Origin of the sequence: Vibrio chemaguriensis, from assembly GCF_012275705.1 — a bacterium.
Taxonomy (GTDB): Bacteria; Pseudomonadota; Gammaproteobacteria; order Enterobacterales; family Vibrionaceae; genus Vibrio; species Vibrio diabolicus.
Genome location: NZ_SHOE01000016.1, coordinates 56,804 through 76,077, shown reverse-complemented (window position 1 = coordinate 76,077; position 19,274 = coordinate 56,804). Strand labels below are relative to the sequence as shown.

The 19,274-nt window shown below is 47.5% G+C and carries 20 protein-coding genes; 6 read left to right on the top strand and 14 right to left on the bottom strand.

Annotation, left to right across the window (positions count from 1 at the left end; translation table 11 throughout):
- Nucleotides 1–65 precede the first annotated feature (65 nt).
- Nucleotides 66–1,454, top strand: a complete 1,389-nt coding sequence (locus EX191_RS15680) for a uracil-xanthine permease family protein (RefSeq protein WP_193448022.1) — start codon at nucleotides 66–68, stop codon at nucleotides 1,452–1,454.
- 70 nt (nucleotides 1,455–1,524) lie between these two features.
- Here EX191_RS15680 and envZ read toward each other — a convergent pair whose 3' ends face one another.
- From envZ to EX191_RS15655, 5 genes are all read right to left on the bottom strand, one after another.
- A complete protein-coding gene (gene envZ, locus EX191_RS15675) occupies nucleotides 1,525–2,817 on the bottom strand; it encodes a two-component system sensor histidine kinase EnvZ (RefSeq protein WP_047009400.1) in 1,293 nt (430 codons plus the stop codon).
- Nucleotides 2,818–2,919: 102 nt separating this feature from the next.
- Nucleotides 2,920–3,639: an osmolarity response regulator transcription factor OmpR gene (ompR, locus tag EX191_RS15670; RefSeq protein ID WP_005394960.1), complete on the bottom strand. Its 720-nt coding sequence runs from the start codon at nucleotides 3,637–3,639 to the stop codon at nucleotides 2,920–2,922.
- Nucleotides 3,640–3,768: 129 nt separating this feature from the next.
- The gene (locus tag EX191_RS15665; RefSeq protein ID WP_005394961.1) at nucleotides 3,769–4,164 is read right to left on the bottom strand and encodes a DUF1090 domain-containing protein; all 396 of its coding nucleotides are present in this window, start codon (nucleotides 4,162–4,164) and stop codon (nucleotides 3,769–3,771) included.
- A gap of 105 nt (nucleotides 4,165–4,269) precedes the next feature.
- Complete coding sequence (gene greB, locus EX191_RS15660; RefSeq protein WP_005394962.1) at nucleotides 4,270–4,761, bottom strand: transcription elongation factor GreB; 492 nt, start codon at nucleotides 4,759–4,761, stop codon at nucleotides 4,270–4,272.
- Nucleotides 4,762–4,878: 117 nt separating this feature from the next.
- On the bottom strand, nucleotides 4,879–6,759 hold the full coding sequence (locus EX191_RS15655) for an ATP-dependent zinc protease family protein (protein WP_193448021.1): 1,881 nt from the start codon (nucleotides 6,757–6,759) through the stop codon (nucleotides 4,879–4,881).
- A gap of 229 nt (nucleotides 6,760–6,988) precedes the next feature.
- Between EX191_RS15655 and EX191_RS15650 the strand changes: the two genes are divergently transcribed.
- The gene (locus EX191_RS15650) at nucleotides 6,989–9,310 is read left to right on the top strand and encodes a Tex family protein (protein ID WP_074191898.1); all 2,322 of its coding nucleotides are present in this window, start codon (nucleotides 6,989–6,991) and stop codon (nucleotides 9,308–9,310) included.
- 88 nt (nucleotides 9,311–9,398) lie between these two features.
- Here the strand turns inward: EX191_RS15650 and EX191_RS15645 are convergent, their stop codons facing one another.
- Nucleotides 9,399–9,863: a hypothetical protein gene (locus EX191_RS15645; RefSeq protein ID WP_005379316.1), complete on the bottom strand. Its 465-nt coding sequence runs from the start codon at nucleotides 9,861–9,863 to the stop codon at nucleotides 9,399–9,401.
- 124 nt (nucleotides 9,864–9,987) lie between these two features.
- A complete protein-coding gene (gene bioH / locus EX191_RS15640; protein WP_006741796.1) occupies nucleotides 9,988–10,755 on the bottom strand; it encodes a pimeloyl-ACP methyl ester esterase BioH in 768 nt (255 codons plus the stop codon).
- 84 nt (nucleotides 10,756–10,839) lie between these two features.
- Here bioH and EX191_RS15635 point away from each other — a divergent pair, with 84 nt between their 5' ends.
- The 4 genes from EX191_RS15635 to cysQ all read left to right on the top strand — a co-directional run bounded on the left by EX191_RS15635 (nucleotide 10,840) and on the right by cysQ (nucleotide 13,865).
- A complete protein-coding gene (locus EX191_RS15635) occupies nucleotides 10,840–11,565 on the top strand; it encodes a ComF family protein (RefSeq protein ID WP_193448020.1) in 726 nt (241 codons plus the stop codon).
- Between the two features lie 97 nt (nucleotides 11,566–11,662).
- On the top strand, nucleotides 11,663–12,247 hold the full coding sequence (nfuA, locus tag EX191_RS15630) for a Fe-S biogenesis protein NfuA (RefSeq protein WP_193448019.1): 585 nt from the start codon (nucleotides 11,663–11,665) through the stop codon (nucleotides 12,245–12,247).
- Nucleotides 12,248–12,423: 176 nt separating this feature from the next.
- Complete coding sequence (nudE, locus tag EX191_RS15625; RefSeq protein ID WP_005394971.1) at nucleotides 12,424–12,993, top strand: ADP compounds hydrolase NudE; 570 nt, start codon at nucleotides 12,424–12,426, stop codon at nucleotides 12,991–12,993.
- Nucleotides 12,994–13,037: 44 nt separating this feature from the next.
- A complete protein-coding gene (gene cysQ / locus EX191_RS15620) occupies nucleotides 13,038–13,865 on the top strand; it encodes a 3'(2'),5'-bisphosphate nucleotidase CysQ (protein ID WP_193448018.1) in 828 nt (275 codons plus the stop codon).
- A 301-nt stretch (nucleotides 13,866–14,166) separates the two neighbouring features.
- On the opposite strand, the gene EX191_RS15615 is transcribed toward cysQ, so the two are convergent.
- From EX191_RS15615 to EX191_RS15585, 7 genes are read right to left on the bottom strand one after another with little or no spacing between them, the layout of a single operon-like run.
- The gene (locus EX191_RS15615) at nucleotides 14,167–14,928 is read right to left on the bottom strand and encodes a type II secretion system protein N (RefSeq protein WP_104971139.1); all 762 of its coding nucleotides are present in this window, start codon (nucleotides 14,926–14,928) and stop codon (nucleotides 14,167–14,169) included.
- Nucleotide 14,929: 1 nt separating this feature from the next.
- Nucleotides 14,930–15,421: a type II secretion system protein M gene (locus EX191_RS15610; RefSeq protein ID WP_005394974.1), complete on the bottom strand. Its 492-nt coding sequence runs from the start codon at nucleotides 15,419–15,421 to the stop codon at nucleotides 14,930–14,932.
- Between the two features lie 7 nt (nucleotides 15,422–15,428).
- Nucleotides 15,429–16,631: a type II secretion system protein GspL gene (gene gspL / locus EX191_RS15605; RefSeq protein WP_005394975.1), complete on the bottom strand. Its 1,203-nt coding sequence runs from the start codon at nucleotides 16,629–16,631 to the stop codon at nucleotides 15,429–15,431.
- Complete coding sequence (gspK, locus tag EX191_RS15600; protein ID WP_193448017.1) at nucleotides 16,600–17,610, bottom strand: type II secretion system minor pseudopilin GspK; 1,011 nt, start codon at nucleotides 17,608–17,610, stop codon at nucleotides 16,600–16,602. The genes gspL and gspK overlap by 32 nt, the downstream gene beginning before the upstream one ends.
- Nucleotides 17,603–18,280 carry a type II secretion system minor pseudopilin GspJ gene (gene gspJ / locus EX191_RS15595; RefSeq protein ID WP_006741790.1) on the bottom strand — a complete coding sequence of 226 codons (678 nt, stop codon included), beginning with the start codon at nucleotides 18,278–18,280 and terminating at the stop codon, nucleotides 17,603–17,605. The genes gspK and gspJ overlap by 8 nt, the downstream gene beginning before the upstream one ends.
- Nucleotides 18,267–18,662, bottom strand: a complete 396-nt coding sequence (gene gspI / locus EX191_RS15590; protein WP_031780439.1) for a type II secretion system minor pseudopilin GspI — start codon at nucleotides 18,660–18,662, stop codon at nucleotides 18,267–18,269. The genes gspJ and gspI overlap by 14 nt, the downstream gene beginning before the upstream one ends.
- Nucleotides 18,643–19,245, bottom strand: coding sequence for a GspH/FimT family pseudopilin (locus EX191_RS15585; protein ID WP_193448016.1), 603 nt, complete (start codon nucleotides 19,243–19,245; stop codon nucleotides 18,643–18,645). Before EX191_RS15585 ends, gspI begins: the two co-directional genes overlap by 20 nt.
- Nucleotides 19,246–19,274 lie beyond the last annotated feature (29 nt).

Genomic DNA, 19,274 nt, shown 5'->3' with positions numbered 1-19,274 from the left:
TCAACTCCACCCTGCTCTCCCATTCAGCGAGATCTGGGAATATATTGCGACTAGCGAGACAAACAATGACAACTTCAAACCGATCTTCGGAACTGGTCTATCAACTCAATGATCGACCACCTTTGCCTCAAACCATTTTTGCCGCACTTCAGCACTTATTGGCGATGTTCGTCGCGGTTATCACTCCGTCACTGATCATCTGTCAGTCTTTGGGTGTACCAGCAGACCAAACGAATACCATCATCAGCATGTCTTTATTTGCGTCAGGCGTGTCTTCGTTTATTCAAATTCGCACCTTTGGCCCAATTGGCTCTGGTTTACTCTCTGTTCAAGGCACCAGCTTTAACTTTTTAGGTCCTATTATTGGTGCAGGCCTATCGCTGAAAGCAGGTGGAGCAGACATCAGCACCATGATGGCAGCCATTTTTGGTACGATTTTAGTGGCATCATTTGCGGAGATTTTCCTATCTCGCGTATTAGAGCATGCCCGTCGCATTATCACTCCGCTCGTTTCAGGCATTGTCGTCACTCTTATCGGTCTCACACTGATTCAAGTCGGCTTGGTATCAATGGGGGGTGGCTACGCGGCATTAAATGAAGGAACCTTCGGCAGCTTAGACAAACTAGCGCTCGCTGGAACGGTACTTGGCTTGATTGTGATATTAAACCGCTCGAAAAACCCATATATCCGTGTGGCTTCGATTGTGATTGCGATGCTAGTAGGCTACATCATGGCGTATTTTATGGGGATGGTAGATACTTCTCAGCTAGGCACAACCGAGCTTGTAGCACTACCGGTACCAATGCAATATGGCTTATCGCTTGACTGGTCTCTGTTCATTCCGCTGGTGCTGATTTTCTTTATTACCGCACTAGAAGCCATCGGCGATATTACCGCCACATCCGAAGTGTCTGGCGAGCCAGTCAAAGGCCCTGTGTACATGAAACGCATTAAGGGTGGTGTGTTAGCAGACGGCTTAAACTCTGCAATCGCAGCCGTGTTTAACAGTTTCCCGAACTCCACCTTTAGCCAGAATAACGGCATCATCATGCTAACAGGGGTTGCGAGCCGTTACGTGGGTTACTTTATTTCTGGCATGTTAGTGATTCTTGGCTTGTTTCCTGGTGTCGCTAGCTTTGTTCAGCTGATTCCTGAGCCAGTACTTGGCGGCGCAACGATTGTCATGTTTGGTACGATTGCAGCCGCTGGTGTGCGTATTATCTCTCGTGTTGAGCTCGATCGCCGCGCAATTCTGATCATGGCCTTATCCTTCTCAATGGGGCTTGGTATCGCGCAAAAACCAGAGATCCTGCAATTCATGCCAGAATTTATTAAGAGTATTTTCTCCACTGGCGTTGCTGCAGGTGGTATCACAGCGATCATTTTAAACCTACTTCTGCCAGAGAAACTGGAAGACGAAGATGAACTTCCTCAAGAAGTGAAAGAGTCTTAAGATTGTAGAGAAAAGCAAAGCCCAACCAGTTTAGGTTGGGCTTTTTGTTTTAAATGGTACAGTCACCGACTTACTTGGTAGGAAAGCTGATTTGAGCGATTAAACCGCCTTCACTGCGATTACGCATCACCACAGAGCCTGAGTGCTGGCTGATTATACGCTTCACTATCGCCAGCCCAAGCCCAGTGCCTTCACTACCGCGAGCTGTATCACCACGCGTAAAGGGTTCAAATAATTTTGCGATTTGAGAATGCTCGATGCCCGGTCCGTTGTCTTCTACCGATATCCACACTAGCTGCTTATCTGCCGTCACACCGGTACTGATTTTGACCCAGCCATTGCCGTAACGCAGTGCATTGACAACTAAATTACTGATCGCCCGTTTAATCGCAATGGCGCTTCCTTTAGCTGGTGGCAGGTTAGGATTAAGATCCGTTTCAATTTCAGCCTCATAGCCACCTTCTGAACTGGCGACATCACTGGCAATCGTACTGATATCCACAGGTTCAAACGATTCTTTATTCACCGGTTTGAGGTAGTCCATAAACTGACTAATGATCTCATTACATTCTTCCGTATCGCTAATGATCCCTTCAGCAAGGTAGCTATCCTCGGGAGACATCATTTCTGTCGCTAAGCGAATGCGCGTCAGCGGTGTTCGCAAGTCATGGCTAATCCCCGCCATTAATAGGGCGCGATCTTCTTCGAGCTCCTGAATGCCTTTGGACATTTGATTAAACGCTCGGGTGACAGAGCGAATTTCCGATGCGCCTTTTTCTGCCAACGGTGGCGGGATTTCACCTCGACCGACGTCTTTCGCGGCTCTCTCTAAAGCCAAAAGTGGGCGGTTTTGTAAACGAATAAACAACCAACCACCAGCAATGATCAGCAGCGCCATAATCAAGCTGTTACGAAATAGCGGTGCAAAATCTTCTTCTTGCAGCTCAGATAAAGGAATACGAATGATGGAGTTCGGCAACTTTTCGATGTGCATCCACAAGATGTAACTTTCATCGCCAAGCAATAAGCGCACTTCGGTGGGCGAACCTAGCTCTTGGCTCATTTCTTCAGACATCAAATCAATCGACATCGCGTGATGAAATTCAACCGCTTTATCGCTGTCGAGGCTGTGAACCGTCACCCCCAGCCTTTCTAATAATTGACGTCTCAGCGGTGCATCAGATTTTAATGGCCCTTCATCATCAAGCACCAAATTGAGCTCATGGGCGAGAATTTTATTGAACTGCTGCAAACTCGGCATCAACGCGTAGTTAAAAACGGCGTAGTAAGAGAAAACTTGGCTAGCGAGGAGCAAAGAGATGAACAGCAGGATAGATTGTGTCAGTGAACTTCGGATGCGCATGGAACGTTCCTGGTGGTCCTAATCGCGAAATTTCAGCCTTCGAAGGGAAGGACTTGAAGGCTGAAGTTGCTATAGCCAAGTGCTGGCTATGGAGTGAGGAGATTACACCTCTTTGCCGTCTGGGACGAAAACGTAACCTAACCCCCACACGGTTTGAATGTAGCGTGGCTTGCTCGGATCGTCTTCTAACATGCGACGCAAACGTGAGATTTGCACGTCAATAGAACGTTCCATCGCAGAATATTCACGGCCACGTGCCATGTTCATCAATTTGTCTCGTGACATCGGCTCTCGCGCATTCGTCACGAGCGCTTTCAGGACAGCAAACTCTCCTGAGGTCAGTGGCATTGCCTCGTCACCGCGGAACATCTCGCGAGTGCCTAGATTGAGTCGGAACTCACCAAACTCCACTACTTTTTCTTCGGTGCTTGGCGCGCCCGGCAACTCTACGGTTTGACGGCGTAGTACGGCTTTAATGCGAGCGAGTAATTCACGTGGGTTAAATGGTTTTGGCAAATAATCATCCGCCCCCACTTCCAGACCCACAATGCGGTCCACTTCATCACCTTTCGCGGTGAGCATTAAGATTGGCAGCATGTTGTTCGCGTGGCGTAGACGACGACAAATCGACAAACCGTCTTCACCTGGCAACATTAGGTCCAGCACCATTAAGTGAAAGTTTTCGCGCGTTAGTAGGCGATCCATCTGTTCGCCATTGGCGACACTTCGGACCTGAAAACCTTGCTCAGAAAGGTAACGCTCCAATAGAGCACGTAAACGAGCATCGTCATCAACCACTAAAATTTTATGATTTTCTTGCATTGAAACATCCTTTCAGAAGCATCTATTGTCGAAAATGTATCACTGTTTTTCCTAACGTGCTCAAGCAAATTGTTACTCTTTTTATCTTAAGCGCTTTATTCTCTCTCTAGCAGGTATTTTCAGCACCTACTATTGGCCATAATTCCATTCCAGTTCACGTTTGGCCTCAAGTAACTCTTGTTGTGCTTCTGCCAATTTGTGACGTTTTTTCTCGATTTTGTCTGCTTTCCCTGAGCGCTGCGCTTCCGCTAGTTCTTGCTCACGCTCCTCAACGTCTCGCGCCTTTTCGTCCACTTCCGCTTGCAGTTCTTGACGCAGTTCACCTTCCGAACATTCATTCTGGATAGCGGTAAGTGCCTGTTCTAAGCCTTTAATTCGATGTTCATTACCTTGTGCTTTCGCATACTCAAGCTGCTGTTCTACCGCTAACTCTTTGGCGTCACAGCCTTTCACTTCATCTTGAGCAAACACTGAGAGTGAGAATCCTATTGTTAGTGCAGCGCTACACATGACTGCTTTGTTCATTTTACTTCTCCGATAAAGGCACCATGCCTTTGTATCCAATAAGCTGACGTTGAGACTCAAGTCACTTCTAGTGAACTCCAAAAGACTTGAATCGGTGATAAAGCCTCAGTCTTCCAAGGCTGGTTTGTTGTATTCAATCGAGTTAATGAACCACTCTTTTTCACCTTCTGGGGTTCGCACCGTGAACTCTTCATCCACTTGTTTTTTCAACATCGCTCGCGCCATAGGTGAATCGATAGAGATGTAGTCTTTCGCATCTCCATAAATCTCTTCAGGCCCAACAATGCGGAACTTCTTCACCTCTCCTGCCTCATTTTCTATTTCAACCCAAGCACCAAAAAAGACTTTGCCTTCTTGCTGCGGAGAATAGTCAACGATCGTGACTTCAGGCAGAAACTTGCGAAGAAATCGAACACGACGGTCGATCTGACGAAGCAGACGTTTGTTGAAGGTGTAATCCGCATTTTCTGAGCGATCGCCCAGGCTCGCCGCCCAGGTGACAATTTTGGTGATTTCAGGACGCTTTTCATTCCAAAGGTAATCATGCTCTTGTTTGAGTTTGTTATAACCTTCACGGGTAATCAGCTTAGTTTTCAAGTTAACTCCTATCTCAACTAAAAAATGCCGCTCTTGAGCAGCATTAAGGAGATGATATACCCAAAGCACTGGCTTCGTTCGGGCTTTGGGTATCAAGATAATAAGGCGGCCAGAGTGCTACTTTTCGTAATCTGGTTTTTGCGTCACGATGTAATTCGTATCACTCGAAACAACCGCGCCATGTTTTAGGAAGTTTTTACCTAAAATCATGCTGTAATGGAAGCGACCTCGGTCTTGCAGATTGACTCGGATCTTCTTCTCTAACTCGCCAAGTTTAACGTGCATTTCTACTACCGGCCGTTCGTTGGCCTTTTCTCCTTTTTTGGCCGTTATACGCATGACATCCACCACCTCACGGGTAAACGCCTTGGTCATGCCTAGATCGTTTTCATAAGTAAAGCTCACCATATCTTTACCGTCTTTTTGAAAGCGCTTGATGTCCTTGGCATTAATCGAGCTCACGTCAGCACCAGTGTCCAATTTAACAGGGAAAGACATCCCTTCCACTTCAGCCACTTCGATATGACCAGCTTTGAAAAGTGGCCTTGCATCTAGTAAATGGTCGGCGCGAGTATTCAGCAGCACACCGCCTTTGGCGATGTCATGACCAAAGACGAAAAATGGTTGCGTCTCGTCTTCATCTAGCACGTCGAGTGCAAATTCCATTGATGTCTCTTTGCTACCGAAAAGGAAATCGCCATCAACAACGGGACGCACAGTGCTACCCACTTTGAGTTTTTTCACCACAGGCTTGGTAATTTTTTCTTCTTTACCCTCATTGTTCATTAAATAAAACGTGACGGATTCATCCTTACCTTTTTCTGTTACTTCAAAGCCATTTACACGCAGTAATGGCGTTTTCACCGTAAACGTGGGGTAAGCAGGAACGGTATAACCATCAATGGTGACTTGTTCTTCCGGTGAAATCACGAGGGGCTTTGACTTGAGTGCGCTCTTGAACGTTTTTTCAACACCGCCCAATAGGTTTTCTCTGTCGGTATCAATCACAAAGTGTTGGCTCGCGACATCCTGACCCAAGCGAATTTGTGAACTGAACTTACTGCGGTCACGCAAATAGACTAACCAACGTTGAGTTTCGTTTTCGTCGATTTTCACTGGTAAGTAGACCAACGGACGCTCGCTCTTGGTGGTTTTCAGCATGCGTACCAAAGGTAACGTCATTGGGTGGCGCTTGCCGTTTTCACCTTCTAGCGTGAAAGAAACTTCATTGTTCTTTTTATCAACCTTGATATCCAGTGCGTGAACGTTGGTGTAGCGGCTGGTGGTTGAGATGCTGATCTTGTATGGCACTCCCTCAACTTCAACCGTCTCTTTTTTGCCGATCATTTTTGCGCTTGGTTGCTCTTGAAGATAGTCGTAGCCAGCGAATACCCACGCATTGTTATCGAGATAGGTTTTACCAATCAAGATAGGAGAAGAGAATTGCGTGCGCTTGGTCAGGTTCACTTCTGTATCGACGGTGCGGCCTGCAATCGTCATCGGCATTTTTATCGTCGGGCGTAAAATAGGTTTTTTGCTTGTTCGACTACGAATGGCGCTCACTCGCTCCAGATCGTCGGTAATCTGTATTTCTTTTCCTGTGTAAGGATGAGGAACCGTAAAGCTCACCTTCACTTGATATGGTTTAAAAGTATCGGCATCCCACTTCGCCTTCGTCCCACCTAAATCATCGACAATCGCCCACAACAACTCGTTGTCTTTCAAGTTCTGGTAGTCGGGATGAGAGCTACTGACATGGATGTTCTCTGCATGCATAGACGTGGTGTCAGCACCAGTATCAATCTTGCCAATAAATGGTACCGCTTTTAGCTCTGGAATATCACTGTAGTAAACGCTCTCCACTCGTCCAAGCACCAACTTGTCATCAAGCTGATATACAGGGTCTTGTGTGGTTGCTGATATGGATTGTGCCCAACTAAGCGGGGCGACAAGTAAGGCACTCGTAAGCGCTAACGCCAAAGACATTTTTTTCATCATGATTATCCGTATAAGCCGAGGTACATTTAGTTATATCAATAACCGTGGATATAGGTTAGTCGATAGTTGCGGATATAAGTTCTCAATTTAATTACAGTTTTGACACAAATCTGACTGATGTCCACCAGCGCCCGGTAAATTTTTGTCTCGTTAATTTAAAACATTGCAAATTCTTCGAACGACCCCAATGTTCTATACAACCCAAACCGAATTGAAAGAGAAAACACGGATGAGCCAAGCTATCTGTCGTATGATTGCTCAAGAACTGAATGTTCGCCCTGAGCAAGTCAACGCCGCTGTCACCCTAATTGATGACGGTAACACCGTCCCTTTTATTGCACGTTACCGCAAAGAGGTGACGGGTGGCCTTGATGATACCCAACTGCGTACTCTGGACAGCCGTCTGTCTTACCTTCGTGAAATGGATGACCGCCGTCAAACCATTCTCAAATCGATCCAAGAGCAAGGCAAACTGACGCCTGAGCTTGAGCAAGAAATTATTCAAGCCGATAGCAAGACTCGTCTTGAAGACCTTTACTTACCTTACAAACCTAAACGCCGCACTAAAGGCCAAATCGCCATTGAAGCCGGCTTAGAACCGCTAGCTGACATGCTGTGGAATCATCCGCAAACCGAGCCAGAAAGCGAAGCAAGTAAATATCTTGATGCCGACAAAGGCATCACAGATACCAAAGCCGCCTTAGACGGTGCCCGTGCGATCATCATGGAACGCATTGCTGAAGACGCAAACTTACTGGAAAAAATCCGTAACCACTTAAATCGTAATGCGGAACTTGTCTCACGAGTCGTTGAAGGAAAAGAGCAAGAAGGTGAGAAGTTCAAAGATTACTTCAATCACAACGAACCGCTGAGCAAAGTCCCTTCTCACCGTGCACTTGCGATGTTGCGCGGCCGCAATGAAGGCTTCCTGACTTTAGCCATGAACGCTGACCCAGAGCAGGAAGAAGGTGCTCGCCAATCTTACTGTGAAACCATCATTGCCGACCATTATGGTGTGACGTTAAGTAGCGCACCAGCAGATGCATGGCGCAAACAAGTGATCAGCTGGGCATGGCGCATCAAAGTATCGATGCACATGGAAACCGAATTGATGGGCGCAATGAAAGAGCGTGCTGAAATTGAAGCGATTGAAGTCTTTGCGACCAACCTAAAAGATTTGTTGATGGCGGCGCCGGCAGGTCCTCGCGCAACACTAGGTCTCGATCCTGGCCTGCGTACCGGTTCAAAAATCGCGGTTGTCGATTCAACGGGTAAAGTTCTGGCTACGGAAACCATCTACCCTCACCCCCCGCAAAAACAATACGACAAATCAGCGCAAATCGTTGACCAGTTAGTGCGTAAGTACAACGTGGATTTAATTGCGATTGGTAACGGCACGGCTTCTCGTGAAACCGATAGCTTTGTCGCAGACGTAATCAAACGCGGCAACCTAAAAGTTCAGAAAATCATCGTAAGTGAAGCAGGCGCATCGGTGTACTCGGCCTCTGAACTCGCAGCGAAAGAGTTCCCGAATATGGATGTATCACTGCGTGGTGCAGTGTCGATTGCGCGTCGTTTGCAAGATCCATTGGCTGAGCTCGTGAAAATCGATCCGAAATCGATCGGTGTGGGTCAATACCAGCACGATGTAAGCCAATCTATGTTGGCAAAACGCCTAGATGCGATTGTGGAAGACTGTGTAAACGCGGTTGGAGTTGATGTGAACACGGCTTCTGCCGCACTATTAACGCGCGTAGCAGGCTTATCAAGCACCATCGCGCAGAACATTGTCGACTTCCGCGACGAAAATGGTCGTTTCGAAGCACGTACGACGTTAAAGAAAGTACCTCGCTTGGGTCCTAAAGCGTTCGAACAGTGTGCGGGCTTCCTACGGATTATGGACGGCAAGAACCCACTTGATGCTTCAGCAGTCCACCCGGAAGCGTACCCAGTAGTCAAAGCAATTGCTGAGAAAAACAGCAAAGACATCAAGGCACTGATTGGTGACTCAGCATTCCTCAAAGGCTTACACGCTGTGGACTATACCGATGAACACTTTGGTGTCCCAACGGTTACCGATATCATCAAAGAACTGGATAAACCGGGTCGTGACCCACGTCCTGAATTCAAGACCGCTACGTTTGCAGAAGGCGTAAACTCAGTTTCTGATCTAGAACCGGGTATGATACTAGAAGGCGTGGTCTCTAACGTAGCCAACTTTGGTGCCTTCGTCGATATCGGTGTTCACCAAGATGGTCTGGTCCACATTTCTGCGCTGACTGACCGCTATGTTTCTGATCCACGTGAAGTCGTGAAAGCAGGTGACATCGTCAAAGTAAAAGTGATGGAAGTGGACGTACAGCGTAAGCGTATTGGTCTATCGATGCGTTTGAACGACGAGCCGGGTCAAGATAACCGTAGCCAACGCTCTTCAGCCGCACCACGTCGTAATGACCAAGCACAACGTCGTCAGCCTCGCCGCGATGAGTCTTCATCGAACAGTGCAATGGGCGGTGCTTTTGCGGCGGCGTTTGCTAAAGCGAAAAAGTAACCTTACCTAGGTTTCACTGCTAAAAAGAAAACGCTCCAATCAGTTCAATCTGCTTGGAGCGTTTTTGTTTGAGTAGGATATTGAGTCGTCATAATACTGCTATCACTTCTGACGGGGTATGGGGAGCGACTGCATGACCATAATGAAACTTGATCACCTTCCTGCGCTTTTCCATTAATCCTTCATTGATCGCAGCATCCAAAATGCGCTTTGGTAAGCGAAAACGAATTGCGTAGCCCTTACCTTGGTCTTCACTGTACGACTTGAGCGCAAGCAAACTAAAAAGCCGTTCTAGTGTATCTTCCGGCTCTTCTTGATAACGCGTGTCGACTTCTGTTTCCATGTCATAATCAGGATGCTCTGAAGGATCCCAAGAAGACTGACGTCGGCGCTTGTCATCGCCTTTTACTTTTCGCTCTGCATTGGTTTTGGCCAATGCGACCGTTGGCGTCACAGGCTCTCGGACTTTATTGTCGCGAGCTGCTTGTTCCGTCTGCACATTCACGGATGGGGCGATCAGTGGCACACTTACGTTGGTCGGTGACACAATCATTGCGAACCCTCCTCAGAGTCGCCCAACTCGTCAATATGGCTTAGCTTTATTGGCTAATAAAACCTCACCAACCTTTATGTCGACCACTTTTTAAACAGCTTGAGCTTTTTCCGCTCGTATTTGATTAATCGTGAGCAAACTCTCGAATTTGGGCACAAAACTCATCATGTTCAGTCATAAAGGGCGCATGAGAGGACTGATTGAAAACAAACTGCTGAGTATGAGGTAACTGTTCACTTAAATCATTCGCCACTTTAATCGGCACCAATCCATCCAAACGACCATAAAGACGCAGCATTGGTACAGAAAGAGACGTCAATGCATCGCGCAGGTCCACATCAGCAAGGATGTTTAGCCCAACCAACAGCGACTCAGGGTTTGGCTGAGGGCGCGACAGTACCGCTTGCTTGAGTTGTTTCACATCTTTGCGTGCAGATGGACTGCCCATCGCTTGCAACGCCATAAAGCGCTCAATGGTCAGTGAAAAATCTTCTAACAACTGAGAGGTGAACGCGCTCAGTACATTCGGTTGAATACCGCGCCAAGGCTTCTCTGCGGCAAATTTTGGTGAACTGGCGACGGTGATCAACTTAGTCACACGCTCGGGCATGTTTAATGCGACATGCGTCGCCACTAAGCCTCCGAGGGACCAGCCAAGCCAAATCGCTTTCTTTGGCGCACTTTGCGCGACCAAGTTAGCAATATGGTCTAAATCTTCACCATGATGCTCGGCACTGTGTCCATAGCCCGGAAGGTCAACAACATGAACACGGAAATCAGTTTGAAGTGATTCGACGGTTTGTTGCCAAACCGCGCCATTCATACCCCAACCATGTAGCAACACCAGATCAGGTCCTTCACCAAACGACTGCCAATGTAATTTCGTGCTCATGCTCTCAATCTCTCCCACTAATTTTATTCCCTACGCCATCAGCCAAGCGTTAGGCTGAGTAAAATATCACCATGAATAAGCGCTATGTTATCTCATCACTGGCAAAACATCATGCATCGCGTGTTGAGCAGTCAATGCGGTCTGTGTCGGTTCCCTATTCAAACACCAAACCACACGCATGCTCTGCGTTGGTGTGAGCACTGTTTACAGCACCTAACTCCAATCAAGCGATGCCAACGTTGCGGTTTAACGTTACAGAAAGAGGAGATGAGTACGGATAGTATTTGTGGTGAATGCCTTTCAGAACCACCGCCATGGCAAAGGCTATACACGTTAGGCGATTACGACTTTCCCCTTTCACGGGAAGTACAACGCTTTAAAGATCACGGAGAGTCTTGGCATGTAAAGGCATTGACCGAGCAACTGGCGCAGCACATTACAACACCAGCTCCAATCATTACCAGTGTGCCACTGCACTGGCAGCGTTACCTGCGCCGGGGATTTAATCAAAGTGATGTTTTAGCCCGACACCTCGCCCAGCAATTGCAAACCAATTTCGACGCGAAGGTCTTTCGCCGGGTCAGACTCGCCCAATCACAGCGCGGCAATACTAAAGCGAGCCGTGAACAAAACCTAAAAGGCGCGTTTGTTCTCAATAAGCGACCGCAATCTTCCCATGTTGCCATCGTCGATGATGTGGTCACCACAGGCAGTACCGTCCGACAATTATGTCATTTACTACTTGAAGTTGGCGTAGAAAGCATCGATATTTACTGCATCTGCAGAACACCTGCTCCTCGTTCTCTCTAGATCGCTTCGCCATGCCTTAGCATCAAAAAGACTAGACCCATACGTCAACAAGAGTAGAATAGCAGCAGTAACCTACAAATTTACTCGGGTATTCGTCGTGTCAAATATTACTATTACAGAAACTGCGCAAACGCATTTCGCTAACCTTTTAGGTCAACAGCCTGAAGGGACTAACATTCGTATTTTCGTTGTGAACCCAGGTACACAAAACGCTGAGTGTGGCGTGTCTTACTGCCCACCAGAAGCAGTAGAAGCGACCGACACTGAAATCCCTTACAGCGGTTTTTCAGCTTACGTGGATGAGCTAAGTCTGCCATTCCTTGAAGACGCTGAAATCGATTTTGTTACCGATAAAATGGGCTCTCAGCTAACGCTAAAAGCTCCGAACGCTAAAATGCGTAAAGTTGCGGACGACGCGCCACTGGTTGAGCGCGTTGAATACATTATCCAAACTCAAGTCAACCCACAGCTTGCTGGCCACGGTGGTCACGTAAACTTGGTTGAAATCACTGAAGACGGCATTGCTATTGTTGCATTTGGTGGCGGCTGTAATGGCTGTTCTATGGTTGACGTAACACTAAAAGAAGGCATCGAGAAAGAACTGCTAAACCAATTCGTTGGTGAACTCACCGCTGTTCGTGATGCAACAGAACATGACCGTGGTGATCACTCTTACTACTAAGAGTAAATACGGTCAGAAAATGGGAGGCTTCGGTCTCCCATTTTTGTATCGATACTGAGGTAACCTTGAGATGCTTAGTTCTGCCCGCAAAATCCGCTAGAAACTCAGGCGGAGTTCTCATATATTAAGAATCTTACGCATCTCGTAAACGCCAACGACACCAAGGAGCCAGCGCCATGTCGAAACGGACCCCACCAGAGATACTCTCATGCCAAACGGTCGCAAAATCCAAACTGTTTGCCGTGGAAGCGCTCGACCTTCGTTTTTCCAATGGTGAACACCGTACTTATGAACGCATGAAGCCAAGTGGGCGCGATGCGGTGATGGTGGTTCCTGTGACTGAGCAAGGCGATTTATTACTGGTACGTGAATACGCCGCTGGGACTGAACGCTACGAGTTGGGCTTCCCGAAGGGGTTGATTGACCCAGGTGAAACCCCACACCAAGCTGCGGATCGAGAGTTAAAAGAAGAAATCGGCTTTGGCTGCAATCAGCTGACTCCGTTGAAACAAGTTATCCTCGCGCCGTCTTACTTTTCGAGCAAAATGACTCTATTTTTAGGACAGGCGCTTTATCCAGAGAAGCAAGAAGGCGATGAGCCTGAGCCACTGGAAATTGTGCGTTGGCCACTTGCGCAAGCCGAAGAGTTATTAACTCACATGGATTTCTGTGAAGCACGAAGCATCACCGCGCTAATGTTGGCACTGAAACACTTACCAAACACCACTCACAAACATAACCAATAACGGTCATGAGAACCGAATAATACTGTGAGTAAGGACTATCACTTATGCCAATGACAAAAGATCTATCTCACCTGCTTCCTCAAGTCATCGAAATTGCCCGTAGTGCCGGGCAAATGATCCTCGAAATATATGAAAAAAAACAGTACGAGGCCTACACAAAAAGTGACGAGACTCCGGTAACGAGCGCAGATATCGCGGCTCACAAGCTCATCACAGAACGCTTGAGTGAACTCACACCCGACATTCCCGTATTGTCAGAAGAAGACGCAGACATCAGCCTCGAGCAACGGGCTCAGTGGGAACGGTATTGGTTAGTCGACCCTCTCGATGGTACTCAAGAATTCATCGCTCGCAGCGGCGACTTTGCGACTATTATTGCACTGGTCGACAACAATAAACCAACCATGGGGGTCGTTTATGGCCCTGTCTCTGGCGTGACTTATTACGCTTATAGTGGCAAAGGTGCCTGGAAAATTCCCGACATGTCGGACAGCGTAAAAATCCATACGCACAAACACGAGCAGCCAGAGCAAAGCATCGCGATTGCTATTAGCCGCCGTCAAGACATCAATCGCATCACTAGCCGCATGAGCAGCGCTTGGAATTACGATTTAATTCCGCTCGGCTCTGCAGCATTAAAAGCGTGTCTTGTTGCAGAAGGCGCTGTAGATTGCTACCTCCGACTAGGCCCAACTGGCGAGTGGGACACCGCTGCGACACAATGCATTGTTGAAGAAGCGGGCGGACGTATTCTCAGCACGCAATTGGAGCCGCTGTCATATAACGAGCGGGAAACACTAGAAAACCCAAACTTTATTGTGCTTGGTGATGCGGATTTACCTTGGAATGAGATTTTACAACGCAAAGATTAAGCCCCTATCGGTAAAATTTAGAACACAAAATTCTAGCAATAGAAAGGCCACGAATATGTTCGTGGCCTTTTCTTTTTGACCTGTTTGTACAGCGTTAGGAGCATTTGGCCTACTATGTTCCAATCGCTTAAAGCGCTGAACACAAGAAAAACATCCCTTTAAAATCAAAACCTTATAATTACATCCTATTATCACCACGATCTTTGTACAGCGAATAGAGGGTTTCGCCTACTATGTTCCAAAAGCAAAAAGAGCTGCACAATCGCAGCTCTTTGAGAATTTTGGTTTTTGTCATGATAGGTTAGAAGCGACCTTGGTAATTAAACTCGTATTGACCTTGAGGGTTCGGCTTGCCCAACCATTTCAGTTGCTCACTCATGCTGGATGGGAACTCAGCTCCTGGCTTAAACCAGGCTTTGGTTGAGTATCGCTGATTAGGCATCAGCTCTGCCGAGAACGCCGCTGAGACTTGTTTACTGCTTTGCTCACCTGCAGCCGTCAACACACTGTCCTGACAGTTTAGATCGGCAATCACAGGACCGAGTTCTAGACTACCAACAGGGCTTTGAATACCACTGGCATTCCATACTAAAGTGCCTTCACCATTCTTACACCAAGGCGCGGCATAAGTCGCATGACGAATATTTAACTCAAGTTGCCCATCAACGCCGACGGGAACAGGGAGACGTGCTTGCTCAACAACTTTTACTGCCGGGATCGAGGCAACTAAGTTTTTGGCATAAGGGCCATCACTCAAGCTATAGCCAACAAAACCGCGACCACGAACGTCCATTTCACTACCACGACCAAAGCGTACGGCAAACTCAGCTTTACCAGTTAGTAGACTCGACCACTGGAAATCCCAATTAACTTCTCCAAGGTTCTGGCGCTGCCAACGAACACTAGAAGCTTGACCTTGCCATACAGAGCCATTGGCCCCCTGAATGTCTAGTCCTCTCACGGTTGGTGCTTGCTGTAACACCCAAGAAACGGGTAACCCCATTAAAAGACTGACTGAAAAAAAGACGATAAAGATAACAACGTAAAGTACTGCTCGCTTCACCTTAACCTCGCTTAAACTGAAGGCGGTTCACATCAATCATGCCCGCTTGATCCGTTCGGTCGATATCTAAAAATTCGACTTCAATACCCTGTTGCTCTTTCAAGTAACGTAACCAATCCACCAGCTGATTAAACGCGAGTGGTTTGATCCACACCTGAACACTCTCATTGCGAGGTTGTACTCGAATCAACTCAACTTTATAACGACGGGCTGAAGAAGAAACCAGTTGATTCAACGGTTGGCTAGAGTAGCTCACACCGCTGCTTTTGCGCAGTGCAGTAATGCCATCCGCTTTATCTTGTACCCAAGCCAGCAACTGTTTTTCACTTTGAATACGTGATTGAGCTAGATCCGCACGTTGGCTCATTGGCTGTAGCAACCCCCAATAAATAATGCCGATAACGGCGATAGCGCCACATCCCATGACCAAACGCTGCTCACGCTGTGAGATGCTGCTCCACCAAACCTGAGCTTGAGAAATTAAGTTTTTCATCATCACCTCACAAACGCTTCAAAACAAAGCTGCCAACCACAACGTTATCGCTACGGTTCAGCTGTCCTTGCTCAACATTAAACTTCTCTGCCAATTTCACGCGAGCCTGCTCAAAAGGTTGGAAGTCTGAACTGCGAGCTTGAATTCGCACTTCGCCACGTTGACCATCATATTTAAAGCTGGTGATTTCCAAATCGCTGACCTGACCCAGTGTCGCGGGCAGTGCCGCCAACCAAGACAACATCGCCTGCTGACCGCCACCACCAGATAAGCGGCGCTCTTCATCATCCATTTGTCGTTTGAGATAACTAACGGTAGGAATTCGTCGTTTATTCGGGAACACCTGGCGGAAAATACGCTCACTCTCCTCACGATACGCTTGTGCTTGTGCTTCGTACTTGTGGACGACGAGCAACTGCTGCGCAACCATAACAACGATAAGCACGCCCGCAGCAATGGTGGCTTTTTGCCAGAGCTTCCAGTATTTACCCCAAGAAGATTTAGGCTTGAAGATCCCGGTCAGCAAATTGACTTTGCTTTCTGTCACCCCCTTCGCCAGTAACCCCATGGTCATTTCTTCTGGCTGCGGCTCCCATACTTCAGGTAACGCAGATTCAGGGACTGAGCTATAGCAATCGAGCTTCCAACCTTCATGATTTTGTAGATAAGAAGAGAGGTAAAGGTCTAACCAAGAAGCATCGACAACCGCACCCTCTGTCGCTGAGTGACGAATCAACCATTGATCACCAAGCATCGCGGCACTGCTATGCTCTCCCTGAACAGGTAACGCAAGCACATCTGGCAAGATGCGTTTGATGGTGATGCCTTGGCTTGAAAAACGCTGCAATACGGTCTGAATCCAAGCGCGTTCAACAGCGCACACTTGCGCTTTATCCGCTTGTTTACCTAACACGGTAAAGTGAAGGCCATCAACGTCCTGCGCGACTTCATCTTCCACGAGGTACGGTAACATCGCGTCGAATTGACGTGTTGCGCCTGGCGGTATATCCACTTGCGTCAAGACCACATCATTACTCGCCAATAGCGCCACAACTTGGCGCTGACCTGCATAAGAGATCAACTCATCTAAGTGTTCCCATCCGGCGATTTCACCGCTGGCAATCACTTCCTGTTGATCTGTCGACCACACCACCCAAGGAATGGTACTTTGTTGTTCGCTACTCAGCCGAACGGTCAGAAACTCGCTCACTGATCCCTCCAAAACGACGGCGAACTACGGTCACCGTCTCTCTATTTGTACTTTGCAAAAGGCTTCGGATACGTACACGTGATTCATCCACCAACACTTGTGCATCCAATTCAAAAAAGGCGCTATCCACACCCAAATAGCCTTTGGCGTTTTTCTTTACATCTTCACTTAAGCCAGCGATCTCTGACTCAGCTAAAAACTCATCAATACTATCCCACCCATCAAACGGGCGTTTTTCTATTAGCTGAATAGCATCACTACTGCTTAAGTTTGGTGAGAACATCGCCACCAAAATCGGAGCTTGCTCGACTTCAATCGTATTTATGTTTAAACGCCAATCATCACTAGGCAATGCGCAGATTAGCGGTTCCAATTTTTGGAAAATCTCACCACTCACCTGATAAACCGCTCGCAACTCGGTGGCATCTGCCATCCAACCATTTGACGCTAAATACGCGGGTTTCATCGCTTCATATGTGCTGTCTTCGACCCCGGTTGTGGAGCGAACGGTGTCATCAGCATCAATGTATTCCCAGGTAGAGTCTGCAATGATTTCTGCCTGATACGATTCAACATCCGATTCTTCCAATAAACGCTGCAGCACATTGACTAAATAAGGTCTTGCGATTTGCTGTCCCGTCGGTTGTACACGGCTCAATACATTGAGGTTAAAGCACGCTTGTTTGTCTCTAATTCGTCCCGCCGCTTGACCATAATCTAGCGGATAGACTTGTTCTTTTATTGCCCACGGCTGACTCATATTGATCGTATCGGTGTCTTTGTAGCTTTGCTCGATACCGACTTTTGCCAACGCCTCTACCCCAAGGCTATACCAATACGCTTGCTGGTAGTTAACTTGATTGGCGCCCCGCTGAAACTGCAAAAACAAACGCTCCGACATACTGGCGGCAACTGTCGCCATAATCGCCAGTAACATCAGCACAATAATCAAAGCGACACCGCGCTGACGATTAACCATTATTGCTGCCTCCTGAACTTCCTTCTTTCTGACTCAATGTGCCATCAGGAGTCAGATAGGTGCGGGCAATCTCTCCATAATCTTTGAGAGTAAGGATTACAGAAACCGCTTTCGGTAGCGATTTTTCATCATCCCACTCTTTTTTCCATTGTTTACCATCGTAAAAACGCATATCAAACGATTCGACCTGCGTCAGCAATGGGGTAACGATGCCTTGTTGACCCACTGGCGTGTCAGGGTAGCGCCACCATACTCGTTGTAATGTTTCTTCTTTTAAACGATAGCCAACCTTGGTGACCTCCCCTCGGGGAAACTGCTGTTGAGGGTTGTGCCATCCTAAGCGAGCAAACATTAGCCCTTTAGTGTCGGAGTCGAGCAAGTAATCTGACCAAAAAATCAGTTGGCTCGCGGGCTCTTCACCATTTGTCCGCGTTTGGCGCATCGCCATTTGACGAAAGTCATTATCCATCATCACCATGGCGCGCTGAATTTCATTTAAGCGCTGAGTTCGCTCTTGTGATAGTGCATTGCTGCGCTGCACTTGCGATACCACTTGATACGCGGCGACACTTAAACTGGCAAAGATGGCAATCGAGACCAACACTTCAATAAGTGTAAAACCTTTTGCCAGTTGGCGCTTACTTGCGCGTGGATTCTTATTGCGCCACATAACTTCGTACCGTCACGACTGGGCTCGCGTTTTTCTCGAGCGCGACACTCACATCAAATGCTTTCAGCAATGGCTGCGTGGTGGCAACAGGCGTGATTTTCCAGTACCAAGTGCGCCCAGCCAGCTCTTCTGTGCCGTTCTTTACTTTAAGTTCACTGGTACTCAACATCACGTTGGCCATCTGATTATCCACAACCATGGCTGCAAACATTTTTTCTTCTAAATAACTGATCGTATTAATATGCTGGCTCACCGAGCGAATGACGCTGATGGCAGCGGTGGCGAAAATAGCCAGTGCGACCAATACTTCCAGTAGTGTCATGCCTCTCGTCCGGCGATGACTCCAATGTGGGCGAGCTTGCTTAGAATTGCGCATTCTCATCCTCTTTCACTTCTTCGCCCGGCGCTAGTAACAAGATTTGTCCACTTTCTTTGCCGATGACTCGCCACCCGTCATTAAAGGCGTCACCATTTTGCGGAAAAAAAGACAGAGTAAATGGCGTAACTTCTGCACTGGAGAAGATAAACACTTGCGGTGGCTTAACTTTCTTTTCGTCGTCGTCTTCTTCAGCAAACATGTCTTCATCAAAAAGAGAGCCCGGTTTGAATAGGCGATCATCATTATCCCAAGCACCGTCACCTAGCTCGAGCAGTAGCGTAATGTCATCTTCCAACTTGGTTTTGCTCGGAATCTGCTTTAACTCCAGAGGCTGCCAACCTTCCGCGGTCAAACTCAGTAGAGCGTACGTTGATTTAGCGTCATCCACACGAACGCCAAAGTCTTTACCGCTTAGTACGGCTTCTTCGTTAAGCAGCTGTAAACGCTGAAAAAAGCTTTGAGCATACTGTTTGGAAAGATCTTTTTGGCTGGTCGGTAATGTCGTGATCACGGCCACTGCCGTGAGGGATAGCAAAACCAGCACCAATAGAATTTCTATCAATGTAAAACCGTTGTGTTTTCGCATTTGCTTCATTAGTGCTGGCTTAGGCTCTA

Bases quoted from the DNA above. Each gene is read 5' to 3' on its own strand.
- EX191_RS15680 (WP_193448022.1), top strand. From the start codon at position 66: ATGACAACTTCAAACCGATCTTCGGAACTGGTCTATCAACTCAATGAT.
- envZ (WP_047009400.1), bottom strand. From the start codon at position 2,817: ATGCGCATCCGAAGTTCACTGACACAATCTATCCTGCTGTTCATCTCT.
- ompR (WP_005394960.1), bottom strand. From the start codon at position 3,639: ATGCAAGAAAATCATAAAATTTTAGTGGTTGATGACGATGCTCGTTTA.
- EX191_RS15665 (WP_005394961.1), bottom strand. From the start codon at position 4,164: ATGAACAAAGCAGTCATGTGTAGCGCTGCACTAACAATAGGATTCTCA.
- EX191_RS15655 (WP_193448021.1), bottom strand. From the start codon at position 6,759: ATGATGAAAAAAATGTCTTTGGCGTTAGCGCTTACGAGTGCCTTACTT.
- EX191_RS15650 (WP_074191898.1), top strand. From the start codon at position 6,989: ATGAGCCAAGCTATCTGTCGTATGATTGCTCAAGAACTGAATGTTCGC.
- EX191_RS15645 (WP_005379316.1), bottom strand. From the start codon at position 9,863: ATGATTGTGTCACCGACCAACGTAAGTGTGCCACTGATCGCCCCATCC.
- bioH (WP_006741796.1), bottom strand. From the start codon at position 10,755: ATGAGCACGAAATTACATTGGCAGTCGTTTGGTGAAGGACCTGATCTG.
- EX191_RS15635 (WP_193448020.1), top strand. From the start codon at position 10,840: ATGTTATCTCATCACTGGCAAAACATCATGCATCGCGTGTTGAGCAGT.
- nudE (WP_005394971.1), top strand. From the start codon at position 12,424: ATGTCGAAACGGACCCCACCAGAGATACTCTCATGCCAAACGGTCGCA.
- cysQ (WP_193448018.1), top strand. From the start codon at position 13,038: ATGCCAATGACAAAAGATCTATCTCACCTGCTTCCTCAAGTCATCGAA.
- EX191_RS15610 (WP_005394974.1), bottom strand. From the start codon at position 15,421: ATGAAAAACTTAATTTCTCAAGCTCAGGTTTGGTGGAGCAGCATCTCA.
- gspK (WP_193448017.1), bottom strand. From the start codon at position 17,610: ATGGTTAATCGTCAGCGCGGTGTCGCTTTGATTATTGTGCTGATGTTA.
- gspJ (WP_006741790.1), bottom strand. From the start codon at position 18,280: ATGTGGCGCAATAAGAATCCACGCGCAAGTAAGCGCCAACTGGCAAAA.
- gspI (WP_031780439.1), bottom strand. From the start codon at position 18,662: ATGAGAATGCGCAATTCTAAGCAAGCTCGCCCACATTGGAGTCATCGC.
- EX191_RS15585 (WP_193448016.1), bottom strand. From the start codon at position 19,245: ATGCGAAAACACAACGGTTTTACATTGATAGAAATTCTATTGGTGCTG.